We start from the raw sequence: 21,572 nt of genomic DNA, 5'->3' as shown, positions 1-21,572 counted from the left end.
TGAGTGATCACGGCTAGAGGCTGGTCCCATGGCCCATGAAAGTCAAACCGCGCGGACGGCCGCCTTGTCGCAGGTGATGGGGATCGTCAACGTGACGCCCGACAGTTTCTCGGACGGCGGGCGGTGGGCCTCGACGCAAGGCGCGGTGGATCAGGCCCTGCGGCTGGTCGCCGAGGGGGCGGATGTGCTGGACATCGGCGGCGAGAGCACGCGACCGGGCGCCGAGCCGGTGGGCGAGGGCGAGGAGATCGACCGGGTCGCGCCGGTGGTCGCCGCGATCCGCGCGCGGTGGGACGGCGTGATCAGCATCGACACGATGAAGCCGGCCGTGGCGCGCGCCGCTGTCGCGGCCGGGGCGACGATGTGGAACGATGTGACGGCGCTGGGCCAGGCGCCCGACAGTGCGGCGGTCGCGGCCGAGCTGAGGTGCGACGTGGTGCTGATGCACATGAAGGGCGAACCGCGGACGATGCAGGCGGACCCGCGCTATGACGACGTGGTGGCCGAGGTGCGGAACTATCTGCGCGGGCGGGCCGAGGCGGCGATGGCGGCGGGCGTGGCGCGCGAGCGAATCTGGCTGGATCCCGGCATCGGCTTCGGCAAGACGCTGGACCACAATCTGGCGCTGACGGCGGGGTTGGGGGCGCTGGTCGATCTGGGGTTCCCGGTGCTGTATGCCGCCAGCCGCAAGCGGACGATCCAGGCGATCGATCAGACGGCGACCCTGGCGACCGACCGGCTGGGCGGGTCGCTGGCCCTGGCGCTGGAAGGCGTGCGGCGGGGCGCGCGGATGGTGCGGGTCCACGACGTGCGCGAGACGGTGCAGGCGCTGAAGGTCCAGGCGGCGGTGATGGCGGCGGGTTGAAGCCCCGCGACGTCTGGTCGCGGCTGGTGTAGAGGCGGCGAAAGCAACAACCTGGGTCCGCGTCCATGCCCCTGACCTCTTACATCGCCCCCATCGTCATGCTGGCCCTGTCGAACGTCTTCATGACCTTCGCCTGGTACGGACATCTGAAGTTCGATCACAAGCCGCTGTGGCTGTTGGTCATGGCCAGTTGGGGCATCGCCTTCTTCGAATACTGGCTGGCGGTGCCGGCCAACCGGATCGGCCATCAAGTCTATTCGGCGGCGGAGCTGAAGACGATGCAGGAGGTGATCACCCTGCTGGTCTTCGCCGGCTTCTCGGTGCTGTATCTGGGCGAGAAGCTGACGGTGAACCATCTGGTCGGGTTCGCCTTCATCGGCCTGGGCGCCTTCTTCATCTTCAAGGGGCCGCTCGGAGCCTGATCGCGGCTTGCTCATGACGGCGGCCTGTTCCATCTGGTCGTCATGTCCTGGGTGATGTCGATCAATCCGTGGGCGACGCTGGTCGTCGCCGGTCTGCTGGAGGTCCTGTGGGCCTCGGGTCTCAAGAATGTGGGCGTCAGCCGGCCGTGGACCTCGCTGGGGGTGCTGGTCGCCTTGGCAGGCAGCATGGTCCTGTTGTGGGTCGCCACGCAGAAGCTGCCGATCGGCACGGCCTATGCGGTCTGGACCGGCATCGGGGCCGTCGGGGCGGCCGTTGTAGGGATACTGGTCTATGGCGAGCCGGCGACGGCGGTGCAGGCGGTGTGCATCCTGCTGATCGTGGCGGGCATCGTCGGGCTGAAACTGTTTTCGGGAGCGGCGGCATGAGCGCTCAAGCAGACGCCCGCCGCGCGGGCGGCGGTAGCGCCAGAAACATGGGCCGGGTGCTGATCCTGGCGGGGTCCGACAGCGGCGGCGGCGCGGGCATCCAGGCCGACATCAAGGCGGTGACCATGATGGGCGGGTTCGCCGCCACCGCCATCACGGCCATCACGGTGCAGAACACATTGGGGGTTCACGGCGTCTATCCGTTGCCGCTGGACCTGATCGCGGCCCAGGCGCGGGCGGTGCTGGAAGACATCGGCACGGATGCGTTCAAGACCGGCATGCTGGGCTCTGTCGAGGTGGTCGAGACGGTCGCCGCCCTGCTGGACGAAGCCGACGCCCCGGCCGTGGTCGATCCCGTCATGGTGGCCAAGGGCGGCCATCCGCTGTTGCCCGATGCGGCGGTCGAGGCGGTGAAATCGCTGATGATCCCGCGCGCGGCCCTGCTGACGCCCAATGCGCCCGAGGCCGAGGCCTTGACCGGGTTCGCCGTCCACGATCTGGACGGCCAGAGGCGGGCGGGCGAGGCCCTGCTGGCGATGGGCGCGCGGGCGGTGCTGATGAAGGGCGGCCATGTGTCGGGGCCGACGGTGATCGACCTGTTGATGACCGGCGACGGCGAAACGGTGCTGGAGGCCGAACGGATCGACACCCGCCACACCCACGGCACCGGCTGCACCCTGGCCAGCGCCTGCGCGGCCGGGCTGGCGCTGGGGCGGCCGCTGGAGGTCGCGGTGGCCGAAGCCTGGGCCTATGTCGGCGAGGCCATCCGCCGCGCGCCCGGCCTGGGCGGCGGCCACGGGCCGCTGGATCACGGCTGGCCGGTGCGGGGGTGAGCGATCTGGAGGCGCGGCTGGCCGACATCGTGCGCGCCGACGCCGGGCTGATGCATGTGCTGACGACGGTGCGGGCGCTGGATCTGCCGGATTGGCGGCTGGTGTCGGGGGCGGTCTATCAGGCGGTGTGGAATGTGAAGACGGGTCGGCCGGCGGGGTATGGGGTGAAGGATTACGACCTGGCCTATTTCGACGGGTCGGACCTGTCCTACGAGGCCGAGGACGTCGTCATCAAACGCGTCGCCGCCGCCTTCGACGAACCGTTCCGCAGCCAGGTCGAGGTGCGCAACCAAGCGCGGGTGCATCTGTGGTTCCAGGATCGGTTCGGCGAACCCTATGAGGCGCTGGGATCGACGGACGAGGCCCTGGGGCGGTTCGTGGCGCCGACCTTCGCGGTCGGGGTGCGGCTGGAGGCCGACGATGCGATCAGCATCGCCGCGCCGTTCGGGCTGGAGGACGTGTTCGCGATGACGATCCGGCCCAATCCGAACCGGCCGCTGGCCAGGGGTTGGGCTAGGACCATCGAGAATGCACAGGGACGCTGGCCCGAGTTGACCGTTCTTCAGGTCTGATATGCACGCAGCTACTTTTGCTCGCGAAGCTGCTTTAAGGCCCAGTTCTTAGGGCCAAGCTCCTGAAGGCTTGGGTCGATCCTGATGCCAGACTCCACGAGGTCGAACTCGTCATCGATCCAGTAGAAGACATCAAGCACGCCGCTGTAGCCGGGCAGATCGAAGAACTCCGAAGCGAGCAGCAGGCCGTCCCTCACCTGCGCCTTGGGGTCGGCTCCATTTTCGATGGCCAAAGCGATCTGGGATCGAATGATCCTCAGCAGGCCCGGCTTGTCAGTGGGGTCGATGGACAACTCTCGAAGGATCGCATCGACCAGTGTTGCAGCTTCCTGCCACTCCTCATCGCGCAGGATGGCGAGAGCGACAACGGCGTCCGAGGTCATCCCAAGGGTCAGAAGATCGTCCGCCCAGCGACGCTCTACATCAATTCCCAGGATCTCTTGTGCACAGTTGCGGAGGACGAATCTCGCCCAAGGAGACCGTAACGCGGGCGGGAGATCAGCTTCGACCATGAAAGCAGTTAAGGGCCAAATAGCCCGAATATACAAACAGAGTTGCGTTGCTCTGTGGCTCCAGATCGGCCTGCCTAACTCCAGGCGTCGCGGGGCTGCTTCCCTTAGAACGGGCCGTGCTTGCCGTTCGAGGAGAACTCGGGCGGGGCGGCCTTGTGGATGTATTGTTCGGCGACCAGCCAGGCCTTGAACGGGCGCAGGCAGCCCAGGCACATGGCGATCAGGATCGGCAGGGTGACGACCAGATGAACCCAGATCGGCGGGTGGACGGTGAAGTCGAACACCATCAGCAGGATCATGCCGATGATCCCCACCGCCGACATGACGAAGAACGCCGGGCCGTCCGCCGGGTCGGCGAAGGCGTAGCTGAGGCCGCATTCGGGGCAGTCGGTCTGAAGCGTCAGATAACCCTTGAACAGAGGCCCCTTGCCACAGCGGGGGCAACGACAGGCCAGGCCGGTCTTGAGGGTGCTGAGGCGAGGGTAATCGGTCATGGGACCACCTTATGCGCCCTGAAGGCGGTCCTGTCGCGTGGACCGGTTGTCCTATCGTTCACTGGCGCCTCTTCTTTCGTCATCCTCCGGCAAGCCGCGTCTTCGCGGCGCAGACCGGGGGACCCAGCGGCGCCGAAGGCGATGCGTCCGCTGCACCATGCCGAAAGATAAAAACCGCGACAGGTTCGCGCTCGCGCGCGCCGCTGGGCCCCCCGGTCTCGCTGCGCTCGCCGGAGGATGACGAAAGGAAAACGCGTCAGATCCGTAGAACTACGGTCAACGTCGGTTAACCGCGATTAAAGGCCTTGTGGGGCATGGGTCGGGAGATATGTCCGGTGCCTCGCCGACCAAGCGCATGCTGAAGACGACTGTGGCCGCCGCCACGGCGGGCGCCGTCGTGTTTGCGCCCATGGCGCCGCTGGCCCAGGAAGTCGGCCGGTCGCGCGATCCGCTGTCGATCAGCATCGGCCAGAACGACACCTTCACCCGCGTCGAATTCGGCGGCGTCATCGGGGTGCGCTCACGCGTCAGCCGCGAGGGCGACAAGGTCGTGGTGCGGATGGGCACGACGGCCGCGCCCGACGTGTCGCGCCTGAGGGTCGATCCGCCCACAGGGGTGAAGTCGGTCGAGACGCGCATGGCGCGGGCGGGCGGCACGGACCTGATCCTGACGCTGGAGGAGGGGGCGGACGCCCGCTCCGGCGTCGCGGACGGTGCGGTGTGGCTGAACCTCTATGCGCCCGGCAAGGCGCCGGAAGGCGGCGACGCGGCCGCGCCGCAGACGACCAAGGCCGTCGTGCCGGTGCGGGCCGAATCCAGCGAACAGAAGACCGTCCTGACCTTCGACTGGGGGGCGCCCGTGGGGGCCGCCGTCTTCCGCCGGGGCGATGCGGTGTGGATCGTGTTCGACACGGCCGCGCGCATGGACATGACCGGGGCGAAGGCTCTGGGACCGGCCAAGGACGCGCACTGGGCGGCGGGGCCAGGCTATACGGCCATGCGGATCGCCGCGCCCGAAGGGTTGGGCGTTTCGGCGCAGGGCCAGGGCGGAACCTGGACCGTCACCCTCGGCGGGGTCCAGGCGGCGGTCGAGGGCGTCGAGGTGGATCGTTCCGACGACGGCGCGCCGGTGCTGGTGGCGCAGATGGCCGGGGCGACCAAGGCGATCTGGCTGACCGATCCGCTGGTCGGGGACCGATTCGCGGCGGTGACGGCGCTGGCGCCCGGCAAGGGGTATGCGGGCGGGCGCCGCACGGTCGACCTGACCTTGATCCCGACGGCGCAAGGCCTGGCGGTCGAGACCGGGGCCGATGATCTGAAGATCGAGGCGGCGGGCGATCTGGTGACGCTGAGCCGGCCCAAGGGGCTGACGCTGTCGGCGCCGACGGCGGGGCTGGAGACCGGCGACCAGGCGGCCGACGCGCCGAAGCGGGCGGCCTATCCGGCGCTGACCGACGAAACCTGGGCGACAACGGGCGAGGCGGGATTCTCCGATCGCTATCGCCGGCTGCAGGACGCGGCGGGGCTGGAAACCATCGCGGCGAGCGACAATCCTCGCGCCCCGATCGAGGCGCGGATGGCGCTGGCGCGGTTCCTGGTCGGGTCGGGCCTGAACTATGAGGCCATCGGCGTGCTGAACGCCCTGATCGCCAAGGCGCCCAATTTGCAGGGCGAACCGGAGGTGCGGGGCCTGCGCGGCGTGGCGCGCGTCGGCATAGGACGGCTGGAAGAGGCCCAGGTCGATTTCTCGGGCGCCGCCCTGACCAACGACCCGGCGACCAAGGTCTGGCTGGGCTATATCGCCTCGGAGATGGGCGACTGGGAGGGGGCGCGCAGGAACTTCGCCGCGGGGGCCTCGGTAATCGACAGTTTCCCCAAGGAATGGCGCGCGCGGTTCGGCGCGGCCCACGCCATGGCGGCCATACAGTTGAACGACCTGCCCGCCGCCCAGCAGCTGCTGGCCTATGTGTTCAGCCAGGATGCCCCGGCGGTCGATCAACTGACGGCGCGGCTGGTGCAGGCGCGGATGTTCGACCTGAACGGCGACAAGGACCGGGCGCTGGCGATCTACAAGGCCGTGGCGCGCGCCCCGCTGGACGGGATCGCGACGCCGGCCAAACTGGGGGCCATCAGCCTGGAGCTGGACAAGGGCGCGATCACGCCGGATCAGGCGACGGCGCAACTGGAACAGTTGAAGTGGCGCTGGCGCGGGGACGCGACCGAGATGGCGGTCGTGCGCAAGCTGTCGGGCATCTATCTGCAACAGGGGCGATACCGCGAGGCGCTGGATGCGTTGCGCGGGGCCGGCAAGCGGATGGCGGGCGTGCCGGGCGCGGCCGAGGTTCAGGCCGACCAGTCCAACGCCTTCCGCGCCCTGTTCCTGGAAGGGGCGGCGGACGGGTTGCAGCCGGTGCAGGCGCTGGCGCTGTTCTATGATTTCCGCGAACTGACGCCCATCGGGGCCGACGGCGACGAGATGGTGCGCCGCCTGTCGCGCCGCCTGATCGACGTCGACCTGCTGGACCAGGCCGCCGAACTGCTGAAACACCAGGTGGACGAGCGGCTGGACGGGGTGGCCAAGGCCCAGGTCGCCACCAATCTGGCCACCGTCTATCTGATGGATCGCCAGCCGGAGAAGGCGCTGCAGGCCATCTGGGGCTCGCGCACCACCCTGTTGCCCGCCGCGATGAACAGCGAGCGCCGGGCGCTGGAGGCCCGCGCCTTGATGGACCTGGGCCGGTTCGACCATGCGCAGGAGGTGCTGGATCGCGACCAGTCGAACCCGGCGCGCGAGGTGCGGGCCGACATCTTCTGGAAGCAGCAGAAATGGGCCGATGCGGCGCCGGTCTATGAGGCGCGGCTGGGCGAACGGTACAAGGCGGCGGGGGCGCTGACGCCGGCCGAGGAAAGCTGGCTGATCCGGGCGGGCGTGGGCTATTCGCTGAGCGGCGACCGGGCCGCGCTGCAAAGGCTGAGCGGCCGCTATGCGCCCTTCGTCGCCGGGGCGCGGTCGGGTCCAGCCATCCGCGTCGCGCTGGACGACAGTCTGTCGGGCGTGGCGGGGACGGGCGACTTCGCCAACCTGTCCAGCCAGGCGGACACCTTCGTCGGCTGGGTCAACAGCGCCAAACAGGCGTTCAGAAAAGAAGCGGAAGCGAAAGCCGCCGCCTGAAAAGAAAACGGGCGGAGATCGCATCGCGACCCCCGCCCGTCGAGCTTTGCCGATCCTGCATCGCAGGACCGAAAGGGCTTAGCCGTTGACGGCGTCCTTCAGAGGCTTGGAGACGCGGAAGCGCACGGCCTTGGAGGCGGCGATCTTGATGGTCGCGCCGGTGGCCGGGTTGCGGCCTTCGCGCTCGGCGCGGGCGGCGGTGTCGAAGACGCCCAGGTTCGAGATGCGGATGTCGCCGCCCGACTTCAGGGTCGAGTGGATGTTTTCGACGATGGCGGTCAGCACCTTGCCGGCGTCGGCCTGCGAGACACCGGCGTCTTTGGCGACGGCGGCGATCAGTTCGGCTTGAGTGGTCATAAGAAGCGTTTCCAGTGTTAGTCGCCCGATTCAGGGCGAGGACCGGGGGATCAACACGGATTTTGACGGGCTTTGCAAGCGTCTATGACGCTGAAAGCCATATGGGCCGGGGGATTATCCGGTACCGGACGCTCGCTGGAAGCTCTCGACCAGGCTTCCGGCGACCAGTCGCCAGCCGTCCACCAGCACGAAGAAGATCAACTTGAACGGCAGGGACACCACCACCGGAGGCAGCATCATCATACCCATGGACATCAGCACGCTGGCCACCACCAGATCGATCACAAGGAACGGAACGAAAAGGAGAAATCCGATTTCGAACGCCTTCTTCAGCTCGCTGATCATGAAGGCCGGGGTGACCACGCGCAGGGGCAGTTCCTGGACGTTCTGGGGCGGTTCGATGTTGCTGAGGCGGGTGAACAGGGCGAGGTCGCCGCGGTCCACCTGGGCCAGCATGAAGGTTTTCACGGGTTCCGACGCCAGATCGAAGGCCTGGGGCAGTTCGATCTGCTGATCCATCAGCGGGCGGATGCCCGAATCATAGGCGTCCTGCCAGGTTGGGGCCATGACGATGGCGCTGAGGAACAGCGCCAGGGACACCAGGACGGCGTTCGGCGGCGACTGCTGCATCCCCAGCGCCGTGCGCAACAGCGACAGGACGACGATGATCCGCACGAAGCTGGTGGTCATGATGACGATGGACGGCGCCAGCGACAGCACGGTCATCAGCCCGACCAGCTGGACCACGCGCTGGGTCAGGCCGGCGCCGGTGCCCAGGTCGATGTTGAGCGCCGAACCGCTCTGAGCCGCCTGCTGGGCCAGGGCCGCGACGGGCCAGGCCAGGCACACCAGGGTGGTGAACAGCGACAGCAGGGCCGCGCGTTTGATCTCTGCGCCCGTGGGGGTGTTGAAGATGCTCTCCCTCCCCCGGCGGGGGAGGGTGGCCGAGCGGCGCGAGGCCGGGTGGGGGCGGCAGGGCGACGCATCACGGACCTGTCCTGCCTCCGGTAGTGCGGCCTTGCCAGGCCGCCCCCACCCCGTCGCTGCGCGACGACCCTCCCCGGAGCGGGGAGGGAGAGGGGTGTTGCGGCGGCTCACTTGCCCACTCCGGTCTGGCGCGGTTCGATCAGCTCGCGACCTTCGCCCAGCAGGATCAGCCGTTCCTCGTCATCGACGCGGACCAGGACCAGGCGGCGGGCGGGATCCAGGACCAGGGTCTCGACCACCTGAAGCCGGCGGGCGCCGCGTTCGGCGCTGAGCTTGGCCAGCAGCTGAGGCGCATAGCGGCGCGCGGCCCAGGCCACGATCCCGATCAGGCCGAGGGTGAAGGCCAGGCCGAAGACCGCCCGGACGAGATCGAGGAAATTCATGACGCTTTGAGGCCCCGCGCAGTCGGCGCTTAGAAGGCGAATGTTAACCACCACGGTTAACGAGGCGTTGAGATAAGAGGTTATTAACCATGCAGGCGGCATTTTCTGCCCATTGCGCGCATCCGCGTCGCACGGGAGATCGCCATGGGCGTCGCCGACATACCGCTGCTGGGGCAGATCAAGGGCCGGCTTGGCTGGCTGGACGAGCGTCAGCGCGTCATCGCCGAGAACGTCGCCAACGCCGATACGCCGGGCTTCGTCGGCCGCGACCTGAAGCAGCCGACCGACTTCGCCGCCGCCATGCGGTCGGGCGGGGGGTTGCAGATGGTGCGCACCAACGCCGCCCATATCGCGCCCGCGGGGTCGCCTGTGCGGTTCGATCCGACCAAGTCGCCCGATTCGGAGACCACGTTGGACGGCAACTCGGTCGTGGTCGAGGAGCAGATGCTGAAGATGGCCGAGAGCCGCATGGCCTATGACGCCGCCATCGGCTTCTACCAGAAATCCATGTCCATGATCCGCATGGCCGCCAAGCGGCCCGGCGGCTGAAGAAGGACTGACCCATGCCTGATCCCATCGCGCCCTCGAACAGCACCATGGCCGTGGCGGCCTCGGCCCTGAAGGCCCAGCAGTCGCGCATGCGCGTCATCGCCGAGAACATCGCCAACGCCCAGTCGACGGCCCGCACCCCGGGCGGCGAGCCCTATCGCCGCCAGATTCCCGTCTTCCAGGCGCGCGAGGTCGACGGGGCGACGGGGGTTACCCTGGCCGAGGTCCGGCCCGACCAGGGTGAGTTCAAGATGGACTACGACCCGTCGCACCCGGCCGCGAACGCCCAGGGCTATGTGATGCGGCCGAACGTGGACACCCTGGTCGAGGCCATGGACATGCGCGAGGCGCAGCGCGCCTATGAGGCCAATCTGAACGTCATCGAGACGGCGCGGTCGATGGACAGCCGCACCCTCGACATCATCAAACGCTGAGGACTAGGCCATGAACCCGATGATGGCCGCCAAGGCCTATGCCGCCGTCCAGGGCGGCGCCATGCCGACCGGGCTTTCCGGCGCAGCGCAAGCGCCCGGCGACGGCGGCTTCGCCGACCTGGTCAAGAACGCCATGACTGACATGACCCAGCAGTCGCGTGCGGCCGAGACCCAGATGACGAAATCGGTCCAGGGGCAGGGCAATCTGATCGACGTGGTGACCGCGCTCAGCTCGGCCGAGGCGTCGTTGGAGACGGTGATCTCGGTGCGCGACCAGGTGATTTCCGCCTACAAGGAAATCATGGCGATGCCGATCTGAGGGCGGCTCAGAAGTAGCGTTCGCCGATCCTCAGGGTGTCGCCCGGCGAGACGCGGGTGTCGGCGGTCAGCGGCTGAGGCTCTTCGGTCTGTGAACCTGCGCGGCGGACGAAGACCCGGCGCGCATTGGCGCGGTAGGTGAAGCCTTGGGCCGTCGCCACGGCGTTCAGCACCGTCAGGTCCGGGACATAGGGGTATTCGCCCGGCCGGTTGACCTCGCCCAGGATGTAGATGGGCCGATAGGTCAGGACCTGGGCCATGACGCGCGGCTGGTTCAGATAGCCCTGGCTCAAGGCCTGAGTGACGGCGTCCTGAAGCTGGGCGACCGTCAGGCCGGCGGCCTGGACTTCGCCGATCAGGGGCAGGGCGACCTTGCCTTCGGCGTTGACGACGAACTCGCCACCCAGCGCCTCCTCGCCGAAGACGTCGATGCGCACCTTGTCGGCGGAGGCCAGACGATAGTCCGAGACCGTTTGAGGCGCGAAGCCGGCCAGGGCGAACGCCAAGGCGAACATCAGGGCCAGGCCGGTCATGCCGGTGCGCAGTCCTCGCCGCATGTCGGCCCTCCCTCCCATTGCCTGGGTGTGGAGGCTAAACGCGTCGGTTGTTTGGGTCTAGGACCGATCCGACAGGATGTCCCGTCCTAGAATTCTTTGCGCCAGATCGCGGGCCTGGCCGCGCAGGTCGGGCACGGCGGTCATCTCCCAGAAGGCGCCGCGCGTCAGGGGGCCGATGGCGTGCAGGCCCTGCGCCGGTGCGCCCGCGCCGTCCAGCAGACCGCCGTCGTCATCCACCTGCAAGCCTAGGCCAAGAGGATCAGGACGGCCGTAGCCCTTGTCGAGGATGTCGCGGATCATCGGCTCGGTGCTCTTGCCGATAACGCCCAGCGGGCCGGTGCAGTTGACCACCAGGTCGAACCGGTCACGGATGGCGCGCTTCTTCCCGCGCGGCCGCCAGGAGACCTCGATTACGTCGGTGGTCTTCAGCTCGGTCAGCTTGCCGGCCAGGATGGTCAGTTCGCCGCCGGCCAGCATGGAGTGGATGTCACGGGCCGCGCCGGGCGACAGGCGGTGGCGATGCACGTCCCACAGGGGGCGCAGATGGCGCAGGAAGCGGCTACGCTGGCTTTGCGACCACCCGCGCCAGATGTCGCGGGCGGAATGGCGCAGGCGGTCGAACACCGCACGCCAGTCGGCCTCGGCCGTGGCGGCGCGGACCTGTCGCAGGATCTGGGCGGGGCTGCCGGAGAAGGCGCCGACGAAGGGCGCTGGCGGGACGGTGGCATGAGCGCGGGGCAGGAGGCCGTGACGCGACAGGGCGGTCAGCCGTCGCCCCGGTCGGCGCAGCGTCAGGGCCGCATCCACCATCGTCAGGCCTGAACCGATCAGCAGGACGTTGCGCGCGTCGCCGACCGACTGGGGATCGAACCGCCAGGGGTTCTCGATATAGGCGGGAGAGTTCCGAACCTCGGCCTCGACGCCGGGGGGCGAGGCGGGTTCCAGATTGCCCAGGGCCAGCACCACCTGATCGGCCGTGACCTCTCCGTCGCTGGCAGCGATATGCCAGGTATCGCCTTGACGATCGATGGAGCGGGCCTCGCCGCCGATCAGGGTCAGCCGGTCGGGCGCGTCGTCCAGCGCCTCGTCCAGCAGAAAGCGCAGATATTCGCCATAGACGCCGCGGGTGATGAAGCCGTCCTGGGCGCGCCATGACGGCTGTTCCGCCAGCCAGTCGGCCAGATGACCCGGCTGGTCGGGAAAGGCGCTCATATTGTCCAGCCGCACGTTCAGCAGATGGCCGGGATTGCCGGTGTCATAGGCGGTGCCGGGACCGAAGACGCCGCGTCGTTCGATCAGGGTGACGCGCACGTCGGGCGAGGCCTTGAGCAGATTGACGGCGGTCAGAAGGCCGCTGAAACCCGCGCCGACGATGGCGACATGCGGTCCATTCTGCTGCGGCACTGGCGTCCCCGTTCCGGTTTGCGTCCGTGTCGATAGAACACGGCGGGCGGGGTCGGATCATGGCGATAAAAACCTATCTGACCAGTAGGAATAACGTGATTAGGATTTGGCCGGCAGGTCTTCGGCGCGGCGGCGGCGGGCGTCGCGGATGTCGCGCAGGGCCAGGGGCAGCAGGGTCCAGGGCTCGACGCAGTAGCGGACGAACAGGCGTTTCGGATCGTGAAACAGGCGATAGGCCCATTCGATTCCGGCCCGCCCCATCCAGCGGGGCGCCGCGCTCTGAACGCCCGCCTCATAGTCGAAGGCGGCGCCGACCGACAGGATGACGCAATCGGGCAGGCGCTCGAAGTTGTCGTCGATCCACAGCTCCTGGCGCGGCATTCCCATGCCGACGAACAGGATGTGCGGCTGGAAGGCTTTGATCTGGGCGAGGACGGCCGCGTTCTCGGGCCCGTCGCGATGGGCGTCGAAGAAGCCGTGGTGGATGGCGATGTCGGCGCCGGGATAGCGGGCCGTCAGCCTGCGGGCCGCCTCGTCGCCGACGCCGGGCGCACCGCCGATGGACATGACGCGCCAGCCCTCGCGGTTCGCCACGCTCCAGAAATGATCGCGCCAGTCCAGATAGGTGCAGCGGTGAAAGCCCCGGCTGTGCAGGCCCAGCGCGCGCGAGAACCACAGCAGGGGGGTGGAATCGACCTCGATCAGATCGGCCCGATCGTAGAAGCCGGCCAATTCCGGGCGCTTCTGGATCAGATACAGGCTGTGCAGATTATGGTTGGCGATCAGGCTCTTTGCGCCCTGAAGCACCGCCTGCTGCACATGGTGCAGCACCTCCTCGGGCTTCACCAGATCGACAGGCTGACCGAGAATGGACACCCGCTCGTGGGCGCGGCGGCGCTGGCGAAACGGCGCGCGCGGCTTGGCGCGGCGTTCGGGCGTGTGGGGGCTGAGAGAGGGGTCCGCCATGGGGCGGTTGTAGGCGGCCCGGGCTCAAGACGGGGTTAGAAAACAGGCTTAGCAGGCGTTAAGTCGCCGCCGAACGCGGATCGAAAAGGCGATGCGGCAAGGCTTGAAGCGCCGCTTGCGGAATAAAACGACACGCGGCGAAAAACCTCTGTTGACCCCGTCGTTTCGCTGCCTTAGAGGTCCGCGCCTTCCCGATGGAAACGCCGCAAGGCGCTGCCGACGGGGCCCAGATGGCGGAATTGGTAGACGCGCTGGCTTCAGGTGCCAGTGGCTTAACGGCCGTGGAGGTTCGAGTCCTCTTCTGGGCACCATATTATTGAAAGCGTCGCACCGAACGGTGCGGCGCTTTCATTCTTTTTGGCCTATCGCATCGCGCGCGGCGCCACTTTTTGTGGCCTATCGTCTCGCGCGCGGCGCTCGACTGCTTGAGGCCGTTTCGCGAATGGGGACGCAGGCGGTTCGGCAATGCGGTAGCCCGTTTCGCGCGGCGCGTTCGCCGTGTAAGAGCCAGAGCATGACCGTTTACCTGCACGAGGGCGATCTGCCCGACGACCTGGACCTGGGGTCCGAGGTCGCCATCGATTCCGAGACCATGGGCCTGCGCTTCCGCCGCGATCCGCTGTGCGTGGTGCAACTGTCGTCCGGCGACGGGAACGCCCATGTCGTGCGGTTGAATCGGCCGGGCTACGACTGTCCGAACCTGAAGCGGGTTCTGACCGATCCGGGGGTGACCAAGATCTTCCACTTCGGCCGGTTCGACATCGGCATGTTCCTGCTGCACCTCGGGGTCGAGACCCGGCCGGTCTATTGCACCAAGATCGCCTCCAAGCTGGCGCGGACCTATACCGACCGCCACGGACTGAAGGACGTGGTGCGCGAGACGGTGGGCGTGGACCTGTCCAAGGCCCAGCAGTCGTCGGACTGGGGCGCGGAGACGCTGAGCCAGGCGCAGCTGGATTACGCCGCGTCGGATGTCCTGTATCTGCACGCGGCCAAGGCCAAGCTGGACCTGATGTTGGCGCGCGAGGGCCGCGCCGAGCTGGCCGCCCAATGTTTCGACTTCCTGCCGACCCGTTCGGCGCTCGACCTCGCCGGCTGGGACGAGATCGACATCTTCGCCCACAGCTGAGGCGCGCTTGACCGAACCCGGCGAACAGTCCCGCATCGAGGCCGACGAGGCCAGGGTCGCCCTGGCCGGCGCCCGCTGGCGTGCGCGCTCGCGGCGGGTGAAGCTGTATCGCCGGGTGCTGCCGATCATCATCCTGGTGCTGGCAGGCGGCGCCCTGACCTGGACCGTGTTCCGCACCGTGATGTCGGGGGTGGAGCGCAAGGCCAGCCAGAGCCAGGAAGTCCGTCTGGACAGTCCCCTGTTCCACGGTCAGGACGCCCAGGGCCGGGCCTTCACCGTCGGCGCCCAGGGGGCGGTGCGCGATCCGGCCACCGGCCATTTCCGCCTGATCGGTCCGGCGCTGAAGCTGAACCTGGGCGGGCGCAAAGTGACCGAGCTGACCGCCGACGGCGGCACCTATAACGAGCAGGCCAAGACCGTGACGATCGGCCCGAACGTGCGGATCTCGGATGGCGGCACCGGCTTCGTCCTGACCACGCCCGAGGCGGTGGTCGACACCTCGACCGGAAACGTCACCGGTTCAAAGGGCGTTCAGGGTTCCGGCCCTATTGGAACCATCAACGCATCGTCCTATGCGATCTATGATCAGGGACAGCGCGTCGTGTTCGACGGCGCGGGCGACAACAAGGTGATGGGCGTGCTGACGCCCAAGGGGTCTGGCGGATGATCATGACGAAGATTTCAAAGACTCTGGCGACGGTCGCGGCCGTGACGGTCGTGGCTCTGCCGGCCGTCGGCGACGCGCAATCACAAACGGGCAACCAGCCCGTGGCCTATGGCGCGGACTCGGTCGAATATGGCCCCAACCGCATCATTCTCAGGGGACGAGCCGAAGCGACGCAGGGCGGCAACCGTTTTCGCGCCGACACCCTGACCCTGGTCAGCGGCGCGGGCGGCGATCTGGAGCGCGCGGAGGCCGCCGGAACCGTCTATTTCGTGACCCCGGATCAGTCGATGCGCGGCGATCGCGCCGTCTATAATCTGGGCAATGGCGAGATCGTGGTGACGGGCAATGTGGTCCTGACCCAGGGCAAGAACGTGCTGACCGGCTCGCGCCTGGTCTACAACATCAACACCGAGGCCGCCCGCATGGACGGCGCGCCGCGCGGCGCCGCCGGAAGCCGCGTGCAGGGCGTCTTCTACCCCAACGCAAACTGAGGCCGTCGGCCGTCTGGACCTGAGCATTTGGCGCGCAAGGAACTGTCAGCCCTGAACCTGGACGACCGGCCGGCGACGACGCCGCAGCCGGTGGTCTCGCCTGCGGAAAAGGGTCTGCGGGTGCTGAACCTCGCCCGGTCCTTCGGGCCGCGTCAGGTGGTGCGCGATGTGTCCCTGACGGTGCAGCGCGGCGAGGTCGCGGGCCTGCTGGGTCCCAACGGCGCGGGCAAGACGACCTGTTTCTACATGATCACCGGCCTGATCCCGCCGGACTCGGGCACGATCTGGCTGGACGGCGAGGACATCACCGGCCAGCCGATGTACCAGCGCAGCCGCATGGGCCTGGGCTATCTGGCGCAGGAAGCCTCGATCTTCCGCGGCATGACGGTGGAGCAGAACGTCAAGGCGGTGGTCGAGCTGAACTATCCGCGCGACCAGATCCGCGCCGAGACCGACCGGCTTCTGAACGAACTGCACATCGACCACCTGCGCCATGCCGGGGCGACGGCCCTGTCGGGCGGCGAGCGTCGGCGGGTGGAGATCGCACGCGCCCTGGCAGGGCGGCCGTCCTTCATGCTGCTGGACGAACCCTTCGCCGGCATCGACCCCCTGGCCATCGCCGACATCCGCACCGTGATCCGCTATCTGGCCAGCCAGGGCATCGGCGTGCTGATCACCGACCACAATGTGCGCGAGACCCTGGACATCACCGACCGGGTCTCGATCATCTCGAACGGCGCCGTGCTGTTCGAAGGCACCTCTGACGAGGCGGTCCACGACGCCGAAGTGCGCCGGGTGTATCTGGGCGAAAACTACATTTGATCTGATTTCCCTTCTCCCTTTGCGGGAGAAGGTGGGCGAGCGCAGCGAGGTCGGATGAGGGGTCACGCCGTCATCTGATCGCAGATGTTCGAGGCCGAACCGACCCCTCATCCGGCCCTTTGGACCACCTTCTCCCGCAAGGGGAGAAGGGCGATCGCACGACGTTCGTCTGGCGTTAACCGTTTAGGCGACATTCTGCCCCAGCAAGTTCCGGGCCACTCGGCGGTCGGGCGGGAAGATTTCGAACGTGATCGGGCAAAGGTTAGAGATCAGGCAGGGGCAGGGGCTGGTCATCACGCCCCAGCTGCAGCAGGCGATCAAGCTGCTGCAACTGTCGAATCTTGAGCTGGACGACTTCGTCGAGGCCGAGCTGGAACGCAATCCGCTGCTGCAACGCGAGGAGCCGGAGGGCGAGACGCCCGAGCCGGTCGAGCGCGTCGAGGCGGCGTCCGACGGCGAAATGTCTTTCGGCGACGGGGTCGGGCATGAGTCCGTGGCCTCGATGGACGCCGGCTCCGACGATGTCTATGGCGACGCGGCGCCGGGCGAGCGCACCAGCGACCGGATGACCGACGAGGCCCAGCCGGGTCTGTCGGACTGGTCCAGCGCCGGCAAGGGCGGCCAGATGTTCGAGGGCGACGGCGAACGGCCCGACACGCACGAGCCCACCCTGTGGGAGCATCTTCAGGCCCAGGCCTCCTCGGCCGGCTTCTCGCCTTCCGATCACGGGATCGCCCTGACCCTGATCGATGCGACGGACGAGGGCGGCTATCTGCGCGGCGAGCTGGCCGAGTTCGCCGACCGTCTGGGCGTGCCGCTGGAGCGGATCGAGGCGGTGCTGGCCGTGTGCCACGGGTTCGAGCCGACGGGCGTCATGGCGCGGTCGGTGCCGGAATGCCTGAAGCTGCAGCTGATCGAGCGCAATCGATTCGATCCGGCCATGGCGGCCCTGCTGGACAATCTGGACCTGCTGGCCAGGCGTGACCTGGCGGCCCTGAAGAAGGTCTGCGACGTCGACGGCGAAGACCTGACCGACATGATCGCCGAGTTGAGGGCTCTAACGCCGCGTCCCGGCGCCGGCTTCGGCGGAGAGCCGGCCCAGACGGTGGTGCCCGACGTCCATGTGCGGCCCGATCCGGCCGGAGGTTGGCGCGTCGAGCTGAACGCCGACACCCTGCCGCGCCTGCTGGTGGACAAGCGCTATCATGGGCTGGTTCAGGCGGGCGCGCGGTCCGATACGGAAAAGACTTTCGTCGCCGACTGCGCCGCCCAGGCCAACTGGCTGGTCAAGTCGCTGGACCAGCGGGCCAAGACCATTTTGAAGGTGTCGTCGGAGATCGTGCGCCAGCAGGACGCCTTCCTGGCCTTCGGCGTCGAGTTCCTGAGACCGCTGAATCTGAAGACCGTCGCCGACGCCATCGGCATGCACGAATCGACGGTCAGCCGCGTCACCTCGAACAAATATATCGCCACCCCGCGCGGCGTGTTTGAGCTGAAATTCTTCTTCACCGCCGCCATCCAGTCGGTGGACGGGGCGTCGACCCATTCGGCCGAGGCCGTCCGTCACCGGATCAAGTCGATGATCGACGGCGAGGGCCTGGAAGGCGACGTCCTGTCCGACGACAAGATTGTGGAAATCCTGAAGGAAACAGGCATCGACATCGCCCGCCGGACGGTCGCCAAATATCGGGAAGCGTTGAGAATTCCATCGTCCGTCGAGCGCCGCAGGATGATGAAGACCGCCTGAAGCGTAACCACAAAACGGTGATCCCGATTGACACCAAATCCGGTCGGGAGCGTTCTATGCGTATGCAAGTCCAAGTGAGCGGCAAGCAAGTGGATGTCGGCGAAGCGTTAGGCTCGCGCATCTCCCAGGAACTCGAAGACGGGGTCGGAAAATACTTCGCCCGAGGCGGTGAAGACGCCGAGGTCGTGGTGTCCAAGGACGGCCACAACTTCAAGGTGGACTGTTGGGTCCGCCTCGCGTCGGGCCAGACCCTGGTGACGACCGGCATGGGCGGCGACGCCCATTCCGCCTTCACCGAGGCGCTGGATCGGCTCGAAAAGAGGGTCCGTCGCTACAAGCGCCGGCTAAAGGACCACCACATCGGACCTAAGGGTCTGTCGCCCGAGAAGACCGAGAACGCCGCCCGTGAAGTCGCACGCAGCATCGTGCTGCGTGATCCCGACAGCGTGGAGGACGATGTCTTCGGCGACACCGGCGAGAACGACGGTCCGCCGCCGGTAGGCATGGTCATCGCCGAGACCGAGCACGAAATCCGCACCATCACGGTCGGTCGGGCGGTTCTGGAGCTGGACATGACGGGCTATCCCGTCGTCCTGTTCCGCAATGCGGCCCATGGCGGCCTGGCGGTCGTCTATCGTCGCCCGGACGGCAATGTGGGCTGGATCGACCCTGAAATCGCCAGCGCGACCAATGGCAAGACCAAGACCAACGGCTCAGTGAACTGAACAGCCAAGTTTGACTTCGGCGCGGGAGCCTCTAAACGGGCGCCCGCGCCGTTGTCGTCTGCGTGTATCGAGGTTGTCTGATGGACATCGGTGATCTGCTCGCGCCCAAGGGCGTGGTGCTGCGCGGCGGCGCGTCGTCAAAGCGACAGGCGCTGCAGGCGCTGGCCGAGGCGACGTCTCACGCCCTGGGCATCGACGAATCCCGTATTTTCGACGCCCTGATGGAGCGCGAGGCGCTGGGATCGACCGGGCTGGGGTCCGGCGTGGCCGTGCCGCACGCGCGTCTGGACGAAGTCAGCCAGGTGACGGCGGTCTTCGTGCGGTTGGATACACCCGTGGCCTATGACGCCGTTGACGATCGTCCGGTGGACCTGATCTTTGGGCTGTACGCCCCGTCCAAGGCGGGTGCGGAACATCTGCGGGCGCTGGCGGCGGTGTCGCGCGCACTTCGGTCGCCGGAACTGCGCGAACAATTGCGCCAGGCGCGTACGACGGATGCGATCCGGGCTCTTTTCGTCAAGGATACGGCCGCGACCGCTGCCTGAACTTAATGGAGGCGGCGGTCGTCACGCCGCCTCATCATTCACAATCAATGAACCGAAACCGGCTCCAGTTCGTGCGCCACGGCGGCGGCGAAGGCGGTGTCACGGTCGATCATGACCGCCAGACGTTCACCGTCGGCGCTGTGGACGGCGTAAAGGGACTGGCCGGGATTGAGGTCCACGTCCTTGATCTCGACCGCTTCTTCAAGCAGGTCGGCCGCCTTGATCTCTCGCACATAGACGAGGTCGGGGGCGCCCAGTCCTGCAAAATCTTCCTTGGTCATCGTCATCGGCGTCATTAGGACCGCCTCCTTCAGTTTGACAACGCCCGGATCGCCGGGCGGTTCGAACGGCTATGCTTTTCAGCCGACCGTGATGGGAATTCGACGCACTTGGCGTTCGGACTCGGGGCGGATCAGATCGACGTGCAGCAGGCCGTGTTCCAGCCGGGCGCCTTCGACCTCCAGCCCGTCGGCCAGCACGAAGTTGCGCACGAAGCCCCGCGCCGCGATGCCGCGATGCAGGAAGGCCTGTTCCCCCTTGCCGGCGTCGTCGCGCTTGCCCGCGATGGTCAGTTGGCGGCCGTCCAGGGTGATGGCCAGTTCGTCGGGCGCGAACCCGGCGACAGCCAGACTGATGCGCACGCCAGCCTCGCCGATCTGTTCGACATTGTAGGGCGGATAGCTTTCGGCCGTCGCCTTGGCGGCGCGGTCGATCAGGGCGCGGGTGTGATCGAAGCCCAGAAGGAAGGGGCTGTCGAACAGGATGGTGCGCGTCGTCGTCATCTGGGTCCTCGAATAAAGCGACCGAGCGGCCGGTCCCCCGCAATCGGCAAGACCTTCCGTCACAGATGAAGATGGGGGCGGACGGGGGCGGGATCAACCGCTCCCCTCCCGCGCCCTGTGGGCCGGTTAGTGGATGGCCTCGCCGTGCTGGGTATAGTCCAGCCCCTCGACCTCTTCGTCCTTAGTCACGCGCAGGCCCGTGGTGAACTTGCAGATCATCAGGACGAGGAAGGTGCCGGCCGCGCTCCAGACGATGACGCCGCCCAGGCCGACAGCCTGTTTCCACACCGTGGCCCCGTCCGACAGGGCGTTGACGGTGGTGGTGGCGAAGACGCCGGTCAGCAGGGCGCCGACGATGCCGCCGACCCCGTGAACCCCGAAGGCGTCCAGGCTGTCGTCATATTTCAGCGCGTGCTTCAGCCAGACCGCGCCCGCATAGCAGGCCGGGCCGGCGATCAGGCCGATGAAGAAGGCGCCCTTGGGGTCGACGAAGCCGGCGGCGGGGGTGATGGCCACCAGGCCGCCGACGACGCCGGACAAGAGGCCCAGCAGGGTCGGACGCTTTCGGTCGAACCATTCGATGGTCATCCAGCCGAGCGCCGCAGCGCCGGCGGCCAGAATGGTGTTGAAAGCGGCCGTGGCGGCCAAGGCGTCGGCGGCGCCGGCCGATCCGGCGTTGAAGCCGAGCCATCCGACCAGCAGCAGGCCGGTGCCGATGGCGCTGTAGACCAGGTTGGCAGGGGCCATGTTGTCGCGTCCGAAGCCGTGACGCGGCCCCAGCACCAGAGCGCAGACCAGGCCGGCGATCCCCGCATTGACGTGGACCACCGCCCCGCCGGCGAAGTCGAGCACGCCCAGCCCGCCCAGATAGCCGCCGCCCCAGACCTGGTGACAGATCGGCGCATAGACGATCAGGTGCCACAGGGCGAAGAACAGCAGGCTGGCCGAGAACTTCATCCGCTCGGCGAAGGCGCCCGCGATCAGGGCCGGGGTGATGATGGCGAAGGTCATCTGAAAGCTGACGAACAGCAGTTCGGGCAGGCCGGGCAGCAGGCTGTGGGCGGTCTGGGCCGTCACCCCGTTCAGGAAGGCCGCCTGGACCCCGCCGATGAAGCCGTTGATCGTGTCAGGTCCTTTGCCGAACGACAGGCTGTAGCCGACCAGGAACCACAGCACCGAGACGATGGCGAAGGCGGCCGCCGACTGGGCGATGACGCTGATGATGTTCTTCTTGCGCACCATGCCGCCGTAGAACAGCGCCAGGCCCGGCAGGGTCATCAGCAGCACCAGGGCCGTCGAGGTCAGGATCCAGGCCGTCGCCGCATTGTCGATGACCAGCGGCGTCTGGTGCGCCAGCAAGGCGGGAGCGGCCAGGGCGGGAGACGCCAGCGACGCCGCCCCCGCGACGAGTGTGGCGGCGAGGGCGGCGTGTCGGGTCATGGATTCGTCTCG

At 67.6% G+C, this 21,572-nt stretch carries 27 protein-coding genes and 1 tRNA gene; 17 read left to right on the top strand and 11 right to left on the bottom strand.

Annotated elements, in window-relative coordinates; translation table 11 throughout:
• Window positions 1-28 precede the first annotated feature (28 nt).
• The 5 genes from folP to ACP7BH_RS13695 all read left to right on the top strand — a co-directional run bounded on the left by folP (window position 29) and on the right by ACP7BH_RS13695 (window position 3,079).
• Window positions 29-865 carry a dihydropteroate synthase gene (folP, locus tag ACP7BH_RS13715; protein ID WP_425986075.1) on the top strand — a complete coding sequence of 279 codons (837 nt, stop codon included), beginning with the start codon at window positions 29-31 and terminating at the stop codon, window positions 863-865.
• A 65-nt stretch (window positions 866-930) separates the two neighbouring features.
• Window positions 931-1,287 (top strand): DMT family protein, encoded by a 357-nt coding sequence (locus tag ACP7BH_RS13710; protein WP_425986073.1) that lies wholly within the window; start codon window positions 931-933, stop codon window positions 1,285-1,287.
• A gap of 42 nt (window positions 1,288-1,329) precedes the next feature.
• Window positions 1,330-1,674, top strand: coding sequence for a DMT family transporter (locus ACP7BH_RS13705; RefSeq protein WP_425986071.1), 345 nt, complete (start codon window positions 1,330-1,332; stop codon window positions 1,672-1,674).
• The gene (gene thiD, locus ACP7BH_RS13700) at window positions 1,671-2,507 is read left to right on the top strand and encodes a bifunctional hydroxymethylpyrimidine kinase/phosphomethylpyrimidine kinase (protein WP_425986069.1); all 837 of its coding nucleotides are present in this window, start codon (window positions 1,671-1,673) and stop codon (window positions 2,505-2,507) included. Before ACP7BH_RS13705 ends, thiD begins: the two co-directional genes overlap by 4 nt.
• Before the next feature lie 50 nt (window positions 2,508-2,557).
• The gene (locus ACP7BH_RS13695) at window positions 2,558-3,079 is read left to right on the top strand and encodes a nucleotidyltransferase family protein (protein WP_425987076.1); all 522 of its coding nucleotides are present in this window, start codon (window positions 2,558-2,560) and stop codon (window positions 3,077-3,079) included.
• Between the two features lie 11 nt (window positions 3,080-3,090).
• On the opposite strand, the gene ACP7BH_RS13690 is transcribed toward ACP7BH_RS13695, so the two are convergent.
• Both ACP7BH_RS13690 and ACP7BH_RS13685 read right to left on the bottom strand, forming a co-directional pair.
• Entirely contained in the window at window positions 3,091-3,462 is a 372-nt protein-coding gene (locus ACP7BH_RS13690) for a hypothetical protein (RefSeq protein WP_425986067.1), read from the bottom strand.
• A gap of 233 nt (window positions 3,463-3,695) precedes the next feature.
• Window positions 3,696-4,085 (bottom strand): DUF983 domain-containing protein, encoded by a 390-nt coding sequence (locus ACP7BH_RS13685; RefSeq protein ID WP_159846369.1) that lies wholly within the window; start codon window positions 4,083-4,085, stop codon window positions 3,696-3,698.
• Window positions 4,086-4,440: 355 nt separating this feature from the next.
• Between ACP7BH_RS13685 and ACP7BH_RS13680 the strand changes: the two genes are divergently transcribed.
• A complete protein-coding gene (locus ACP7BH_RS13680) occupies window positions 4,441-7,257 on the top strand; it encodes a tetratricopeptide repeat protein (RefSeq protein WP_425986065.1) in 2,817 nt (938 codons plus the stop codon).
• 78 nt (window positions 7,258-7,335) lie between these two features.
• Here ACP7BH_RS13680 and ACP7BH_RS13675 read toward each other — a convergent pair whose 3' ends face one another.
• From ACP7BH_RS13675 to ACP7BH_RS13665, 3 genes are all read right to left on the bottom strand, one after another.
• A complete protein-coding gene (locus ACP7BH_RS13675; RefSeq protein WP_087120554.1) occupies window positions 7,336-7,614 on the bottom strand; it encodes an HU family DNA-binding protein in 279 nt (92 codons plus the stop codon).
• A gap of 114 nt (window positions 7,615-7,728) precedes the next feature.
• The gene (gene fliP / locus ACP7BH_RS13670; protein ID WP_135195594.1) at window positions 7,729-8,529 is read right to left on the bottom strand and encodes a flagellar type III secretion system pore protein FliP; all 801 of its coding nucleotides are present in this window, start codon (window positions 8,527-8,529) and stop codon (window positions 7,729-7,731) included.
• A gap of 179 nt (window positions 8,530-8,708) precedes the next feature.
• The gene (locus ACP7BH_RS13665) at window positions 8,709-8,984 is read right to left on the bottom strand and encodes a FliO/MopB family protein (protein ID WP_409716658.1); all 276 of its coding nucleotides are present in this window, start codon (window positions 8,982-8,984) and stop codon (window positions 8,709-8,711) included.
• 144 nt (window positions 8,985-9,128) lie between these two features.
• Between ACP7BH_RS13665 and flgB the strand changes: the two genes are divergently transcribed.
• The 3 genes from flgB to fliE are packed head-to-tail and all read left to right on the top strand — an operon-like array spanning window position 9,129 to window position 10,286.
• On the top strand, window positions 9,129-9,533 hold the full coding sequence (gene flgB / locus ACP7BH_RS13660) for a flagellar basal body rod protein FlgB (RefSeq protein WP_135194750.1): 405 nt from the start codon (window positions 9,129-9,131) through the stop codon (window positions 9,531-9,533).
• A 14-nt stretch (window positions 9,534-9,547) separates the two neighbouring features.
• Window positions 9,548-9,967 carry a flagellar basal body rod protein FlgC gene (flgC, locus tag ACP7BH_RS13655; RefSeq protein WP_409716660.1) on the top strand — a complete coding sequence of 140 codons (420 nt, stop codon included), beginning with the start codon at window positions 9,548-9,550 and terminating at the stop codon, window positions 9,965-9,967.
• Between the two features lie 10 nt (window positions 9,968-9,977).
• Window positions 9,978-10,286, top strand: coding sequence for a flagellar hook-basal body complex protein FliE (fliE, locus tag ACP7BH_RS13650; protein WP_425986063.1), 309 nt, complete (start codon window positions 9,978-9,980; stop codon window positions 10,284-10,286).
• Between the two features lie 7 nt (window positions 10,287-10,293).
• On the opposite strand, the gene ACP7BH_RS13645 is transcribed toward fliE, so the two are convergent.
• The 3 genes from ACP7BH_RS13645 to ACP7BH_RS13635 all read right to left on the bottom strand — a co-directional run bounded on the left by ACP7BH_RS13645 (window position 10,294) and on the right by ACP7BH_RS13635 (window position 13,212).
• Window positions 10,294-10,842, bottom strand: a complete 549-nt coding sequence (locus ACP7BH_RS13645) for a polysaccharide biosynthesis/export family protein (RefSeq protein WP_425986061.1) — start codon at window positions 10,840-10,842, stop codon at window positions 10,294-10,296.
• A 57-nt stretch (window positions 10,843-10,899) separates the two neighbouring features.
• Window positions 10,900-12,246, bottom strand: coding sequence for an FAD/NAD(P)-binding protein (locus tag ACP7BH_RS13640; RefSeq protein ID WP_425986060.1), 1,347 nt, complete (start codon window positions 12,244-12,246; stop codon window positions 10,900-10,902).
• A 99-nt stretch (window positions 12,247-12,345) separates the two neighbouring features.
• Window positions 12,346-13,212 (bottom strand): WecB/TagA/CpsF family glycosyltransferase, encoded by an 867-nt coding sequence (locus ACP7BH_RS13635; RefSeq protein WP_425986058.1) that lies wholly within the window; start codon window positions 13,210-13,212, stop codon window positions 12,346-12,348.
• 224 nt (window positions 13,213-13,436) lie between these two features.
• On the opposite strand from ACP7BH_RS13635, the gene ACP7BH_RS13630 reads away from it, so the two are divergent.
• The 8 genes from ACP7BH_RS13630 (at window position 13,437) to ptsN (ending at window position 19,338) form a co-directional block, all read left to right on the top strand.
• A tRNA-Leu gene (locus tag ACP7BH_RS13630) sits at window positions 13,437-13,523 on the top strand.
• A gap of 203 nt (window positions 13,524-13,726) precedes the next feature.
• Window positions 13,727-14,341 (top strand): ribonuclease D, encoded by a 615-nt coding sequence (locus ACP7BH_RS13625; RefSeq protein ID WP_426043346.1) that lies wholly within the window; start codon window positions 13,727-13,729, stop codon window positions 14,339-14,341.
• A 7-nt stretch (window positions 14,342-14,348) separates the two neighbouring features.
• Complete coding sequence (gene lptC / locus ACP7BH_RS13620) at window positions 14,349-15,008, top strand: LPS export ABC transporter periplasmic protein LptC (RefSeq protein ID WP_425986054.1); 660 nt, start codon at window positions 14,349-14,351, stop codon at window positions 15,006-15,008.
• Between the two features lie 2 nt (window positions 15,009-15,010).
• Window positions 15,011-15,499, top strand: a complete 489-nt coding sequence (locus ACP7BH_RS13615; RefSeq protein ID WP_425986051.1) for an LptA/OstA family protein — start codon at window positions 15,011-15,013, stop codon at window positions 15,497-15,499.
• A 27-nt stretch (window positions 15,500-15,526) separates the two neighbouring features.
• Window positions 15,527-16,321: an LPS export ABC transporter ATP-binding protein gene (lptB, locus tag ACP7BH_RS13610; protein WP_425986049.1), complete on the top strand. Its 795-nt coding sequence runs from the start codon at window positions 15,527-15,529 to the stop codon at window positions 16,319-16,321.
• A gap of 247 nt (window positions 16,322-16,568) precedes the next feature.
• On the top strand, window positions 16,569-18,068 hold the full coding sequence (rpoN, locus tag ACP7BH_RS13605) for an RNA polymerase factor sigma-54 (protein WP_425986047.1): 1,500 nt from the start codon (window positions 16,569-16,571) through the stop codon (window positions 18,066-18,068).
• A 62-nt stretch (window positions 18,069-18,130) separates the two neighbouring features.
• Complete coding sequence (gene hpf / locus ACP7BH_RS13600) at window positions 18,131-18,793, top strand: ribosome hibernation-promoting factor, HPF/YfiA family (protein WP_425987075.1); 663 nt, start codon at window positions 18,131-18,133, stop codon at window positions 18,791-18,793.
• An 80-nt stretch (window positions 18,794-18,873) separates the two neighbouring features.
• Complete coding sequence (ptsN, locus tag ACP7BH_RS13595) at window positions 18,874-19,338, top strand: PTS IIA-like nitrogen regulatory protein PtsN (RefSeq protein ID WP_425986045.1); 465 nt, start codon at window positions 18,874-18,876, stop codon at window positions 19,336-19,338.
• Between the two features lie 44 nt (window positions 19,339-19,382).
• On the opposite strand, the gene ACP7BH_RS13590 is transcribed toward ptsN, so the two are convergent.
• From ACP7BH_RS13590 to ACP7BH_RS13580, 3 genes are all read right to left on the bottom strand, one after another.
• Complete coding sequence (locus ACP7BH_RS13590; RefSeq protein ID WP_135194761.1) at window positions 19,383-19,634, bottom strand: DUF1150 family protein; 252 nt, start codon at window positions 19,632-19,634, stop codon at window positions 19,383-19,385.
• A 63-nt stretch (window positions 19,635-19,697) separates the two neighbouring features.
• Window positions 19,698-20,120 (bottom strand): Hsp20 family protein, encoded by a 423-nt coding sequence (locus ACP7BH_RS13585; RefSeq protein ID WP_425986043.1) that lies wholly within the window; start codon window positions 20,118-20,120, stop codon window positions 19,698-19,700.
• Window positions 20,121-20,246: 126 nt separating this feature from the next.
• The gene (locus ACP7BH_RS13580) at window positions 20,247-21,560 is read right to left on the bottom strand and encodes an ammonium transporter (RefSeq protein ID WP_425986041.1); all 1,314 of its coding nucleotides are present in this window, start codon (window positions 21,558-21,560) and stop codon (window positions 20,247-20,249) included.
• Window positions 21,561-21,572 lie beyond the last annotated feature (12 nt).

It is taken from the genome of Brevundimonas sp. TWP2-1 (assembly GCF_049897645.1).
GTDB lineage: Bacteria > Pseudomonadota > Alphaproteobacteria > Caulobacterales > Caulobacteraceae > Brevundimonas.
Note: the sequence above shows the minus strand (reverse complement) of the source record. Positions and strands in the feature narration are given on the sequence as shown.

Coding starts and splice junctions, on each gene's coding strand:
- folP (WP_425986075.1), top strand. CDS start 29: ATGGCCCATGAAAGTCAAACCGCGCGGACGGCCGCCTTGTCGCAGGTG.
- ACP7BH_RS13710 (WP_425986073.1), top strand. CDS start 931: ATGCCCCTGACCTCTTACATCGCCCCCATCGTCATGCTGGCCCTGTCG.
- ACP7BH_RS13705 (WP_425986071.1), top strand. CDS start 1,330: ATGTCCTGGGTGATGTCGATCAATCCGTGGGCGACGCTGGTCGTCGCC.
- thiD (WP_425986069.1), top strand. CDS start 1,671: ATGAGCGCTCAAGCAGACGCCCGCCGCGCGGGCGGCGGTAGCGCCAGA.
- ACP7BH_RS13695 (WP_425987076.1), top strand. CDS start 2,558: ATGCATGTGCTGACGACGGTGCGGGCGCTGGATCTGCCGGATTGGCGG.
- ACP7BH_RS13690 (WP_425986067.1), bottom strand. CDS start 3,462: ATGACCTCGGACGCCGTTGTCGCTCTCGCCATCCTGCGCGATGAGGAG.
- ACP7BH_RS13685 (WP_159846369.1), bottom strand. CDS start 4,085: ATGACCGATTACCCTCGCCTCAGCACCCTCAAGACCGGCCTGGCCTGT.
- ACP7BH_RS13680 (WP_425986065.1), top strand. CDS start 4,441: ATGCTGAAGACGACTGTGGCCGCCGCCACGGCGGGCGCCGTCGTGTTT.
- ACP7BH_RS13675 (WP_087120554.1), bottom strand. CDS start 7,614: ATGACCACTCAAGCCGAACTGATCGCCGCCGTCGCCAAAGACGCCGGT.
- ACP7BH_RS13665 (WP_409716658.1), bottom strand. CDS start 8,984: ATGAATTTCCTCGATCTCGTCCGGGCGGTCTTCGGCCTGGCCTTCACC.
- flgB (WP_135194750.1), top strand. CDS start 9,129: ATGGGCGTCGCCGACATACCGCTGCTGGGGCAGATCAAGGGCCGGCTT.
- flgC (WP_409716660.1), top strand. CDS start 9,548: ATGCCTGATCCCATCGCGCCCTCGAACAGCACCATGGCCGTGGCGGCC.
- fliE (WP_425986063.1), top strand. CDS start 9,978: ATGAACCCGATGATGGCCGCCAAGGCCTATGCCGCCGTCCAGGGCGGC.
- ACP7BH_RS13645 (WP_425986061.1), bottom strand. CDS start 10,842: ATGCGGCGAGGACTGCGCACCGGCATGACCGGCCTGGCCCTGATGTTC.
- ACP7BH_RS13635 (WP_425986058.1), bottom strand. CDS start 13,212: ATGGCGGACCCCTCTCTCAGCCCCCACACGCCCGAACGCCGCGCCAAG.
- ACP7BH_RS13625 (WP_426043346.1), top strand. CDS start 13,727: ATGACCGTTTACCTGCACGAGGGCGATCTGCCCGACGACCTGGACCTG.
- ACP7BH_RS13615 (WP_425986051.1), top strand. CDS start 15,011: ATGACGAAGATTTCAAAGACTCTGGCGACGGTCGCGGCCGTGACGGTC.
- hpf (WP_425987075.1), top strand. CDS start 18,131: ATGCAAGTCCAAGTGAGCGGCAAGCAAGTGGATGTCGGCGAAGCGTTA.
- ptsN (WP_425986045.1), top strand. CDS start 18,874: ATGGACATCGGTGATCTGCTCGCGCCCAAGGGCGTGGTGCTGCGCGGC.
- ACP7BH_RS13590 (WP_135194761.1), bottom strand. CDS start 19,634: ATGACGCCGATGACGATGACCAAGGAAGATTTTGCAGGACTGGGCGCC.
- ACP7BH_RS13585 (WP_425986043.1), bottom strand. CDS start 20,120: ATGACGACGACGCGCACCATCCTGTTCGACAGCCCCTTCCTTCTGGGC.
- ACP7BH_RS13580 (WP_425986041.1), bottom strand. CDS start 21,560: ATGACCCGACACGCCGCCCTCGCCGCCACACTCGTCGCGGGGGCGGCG.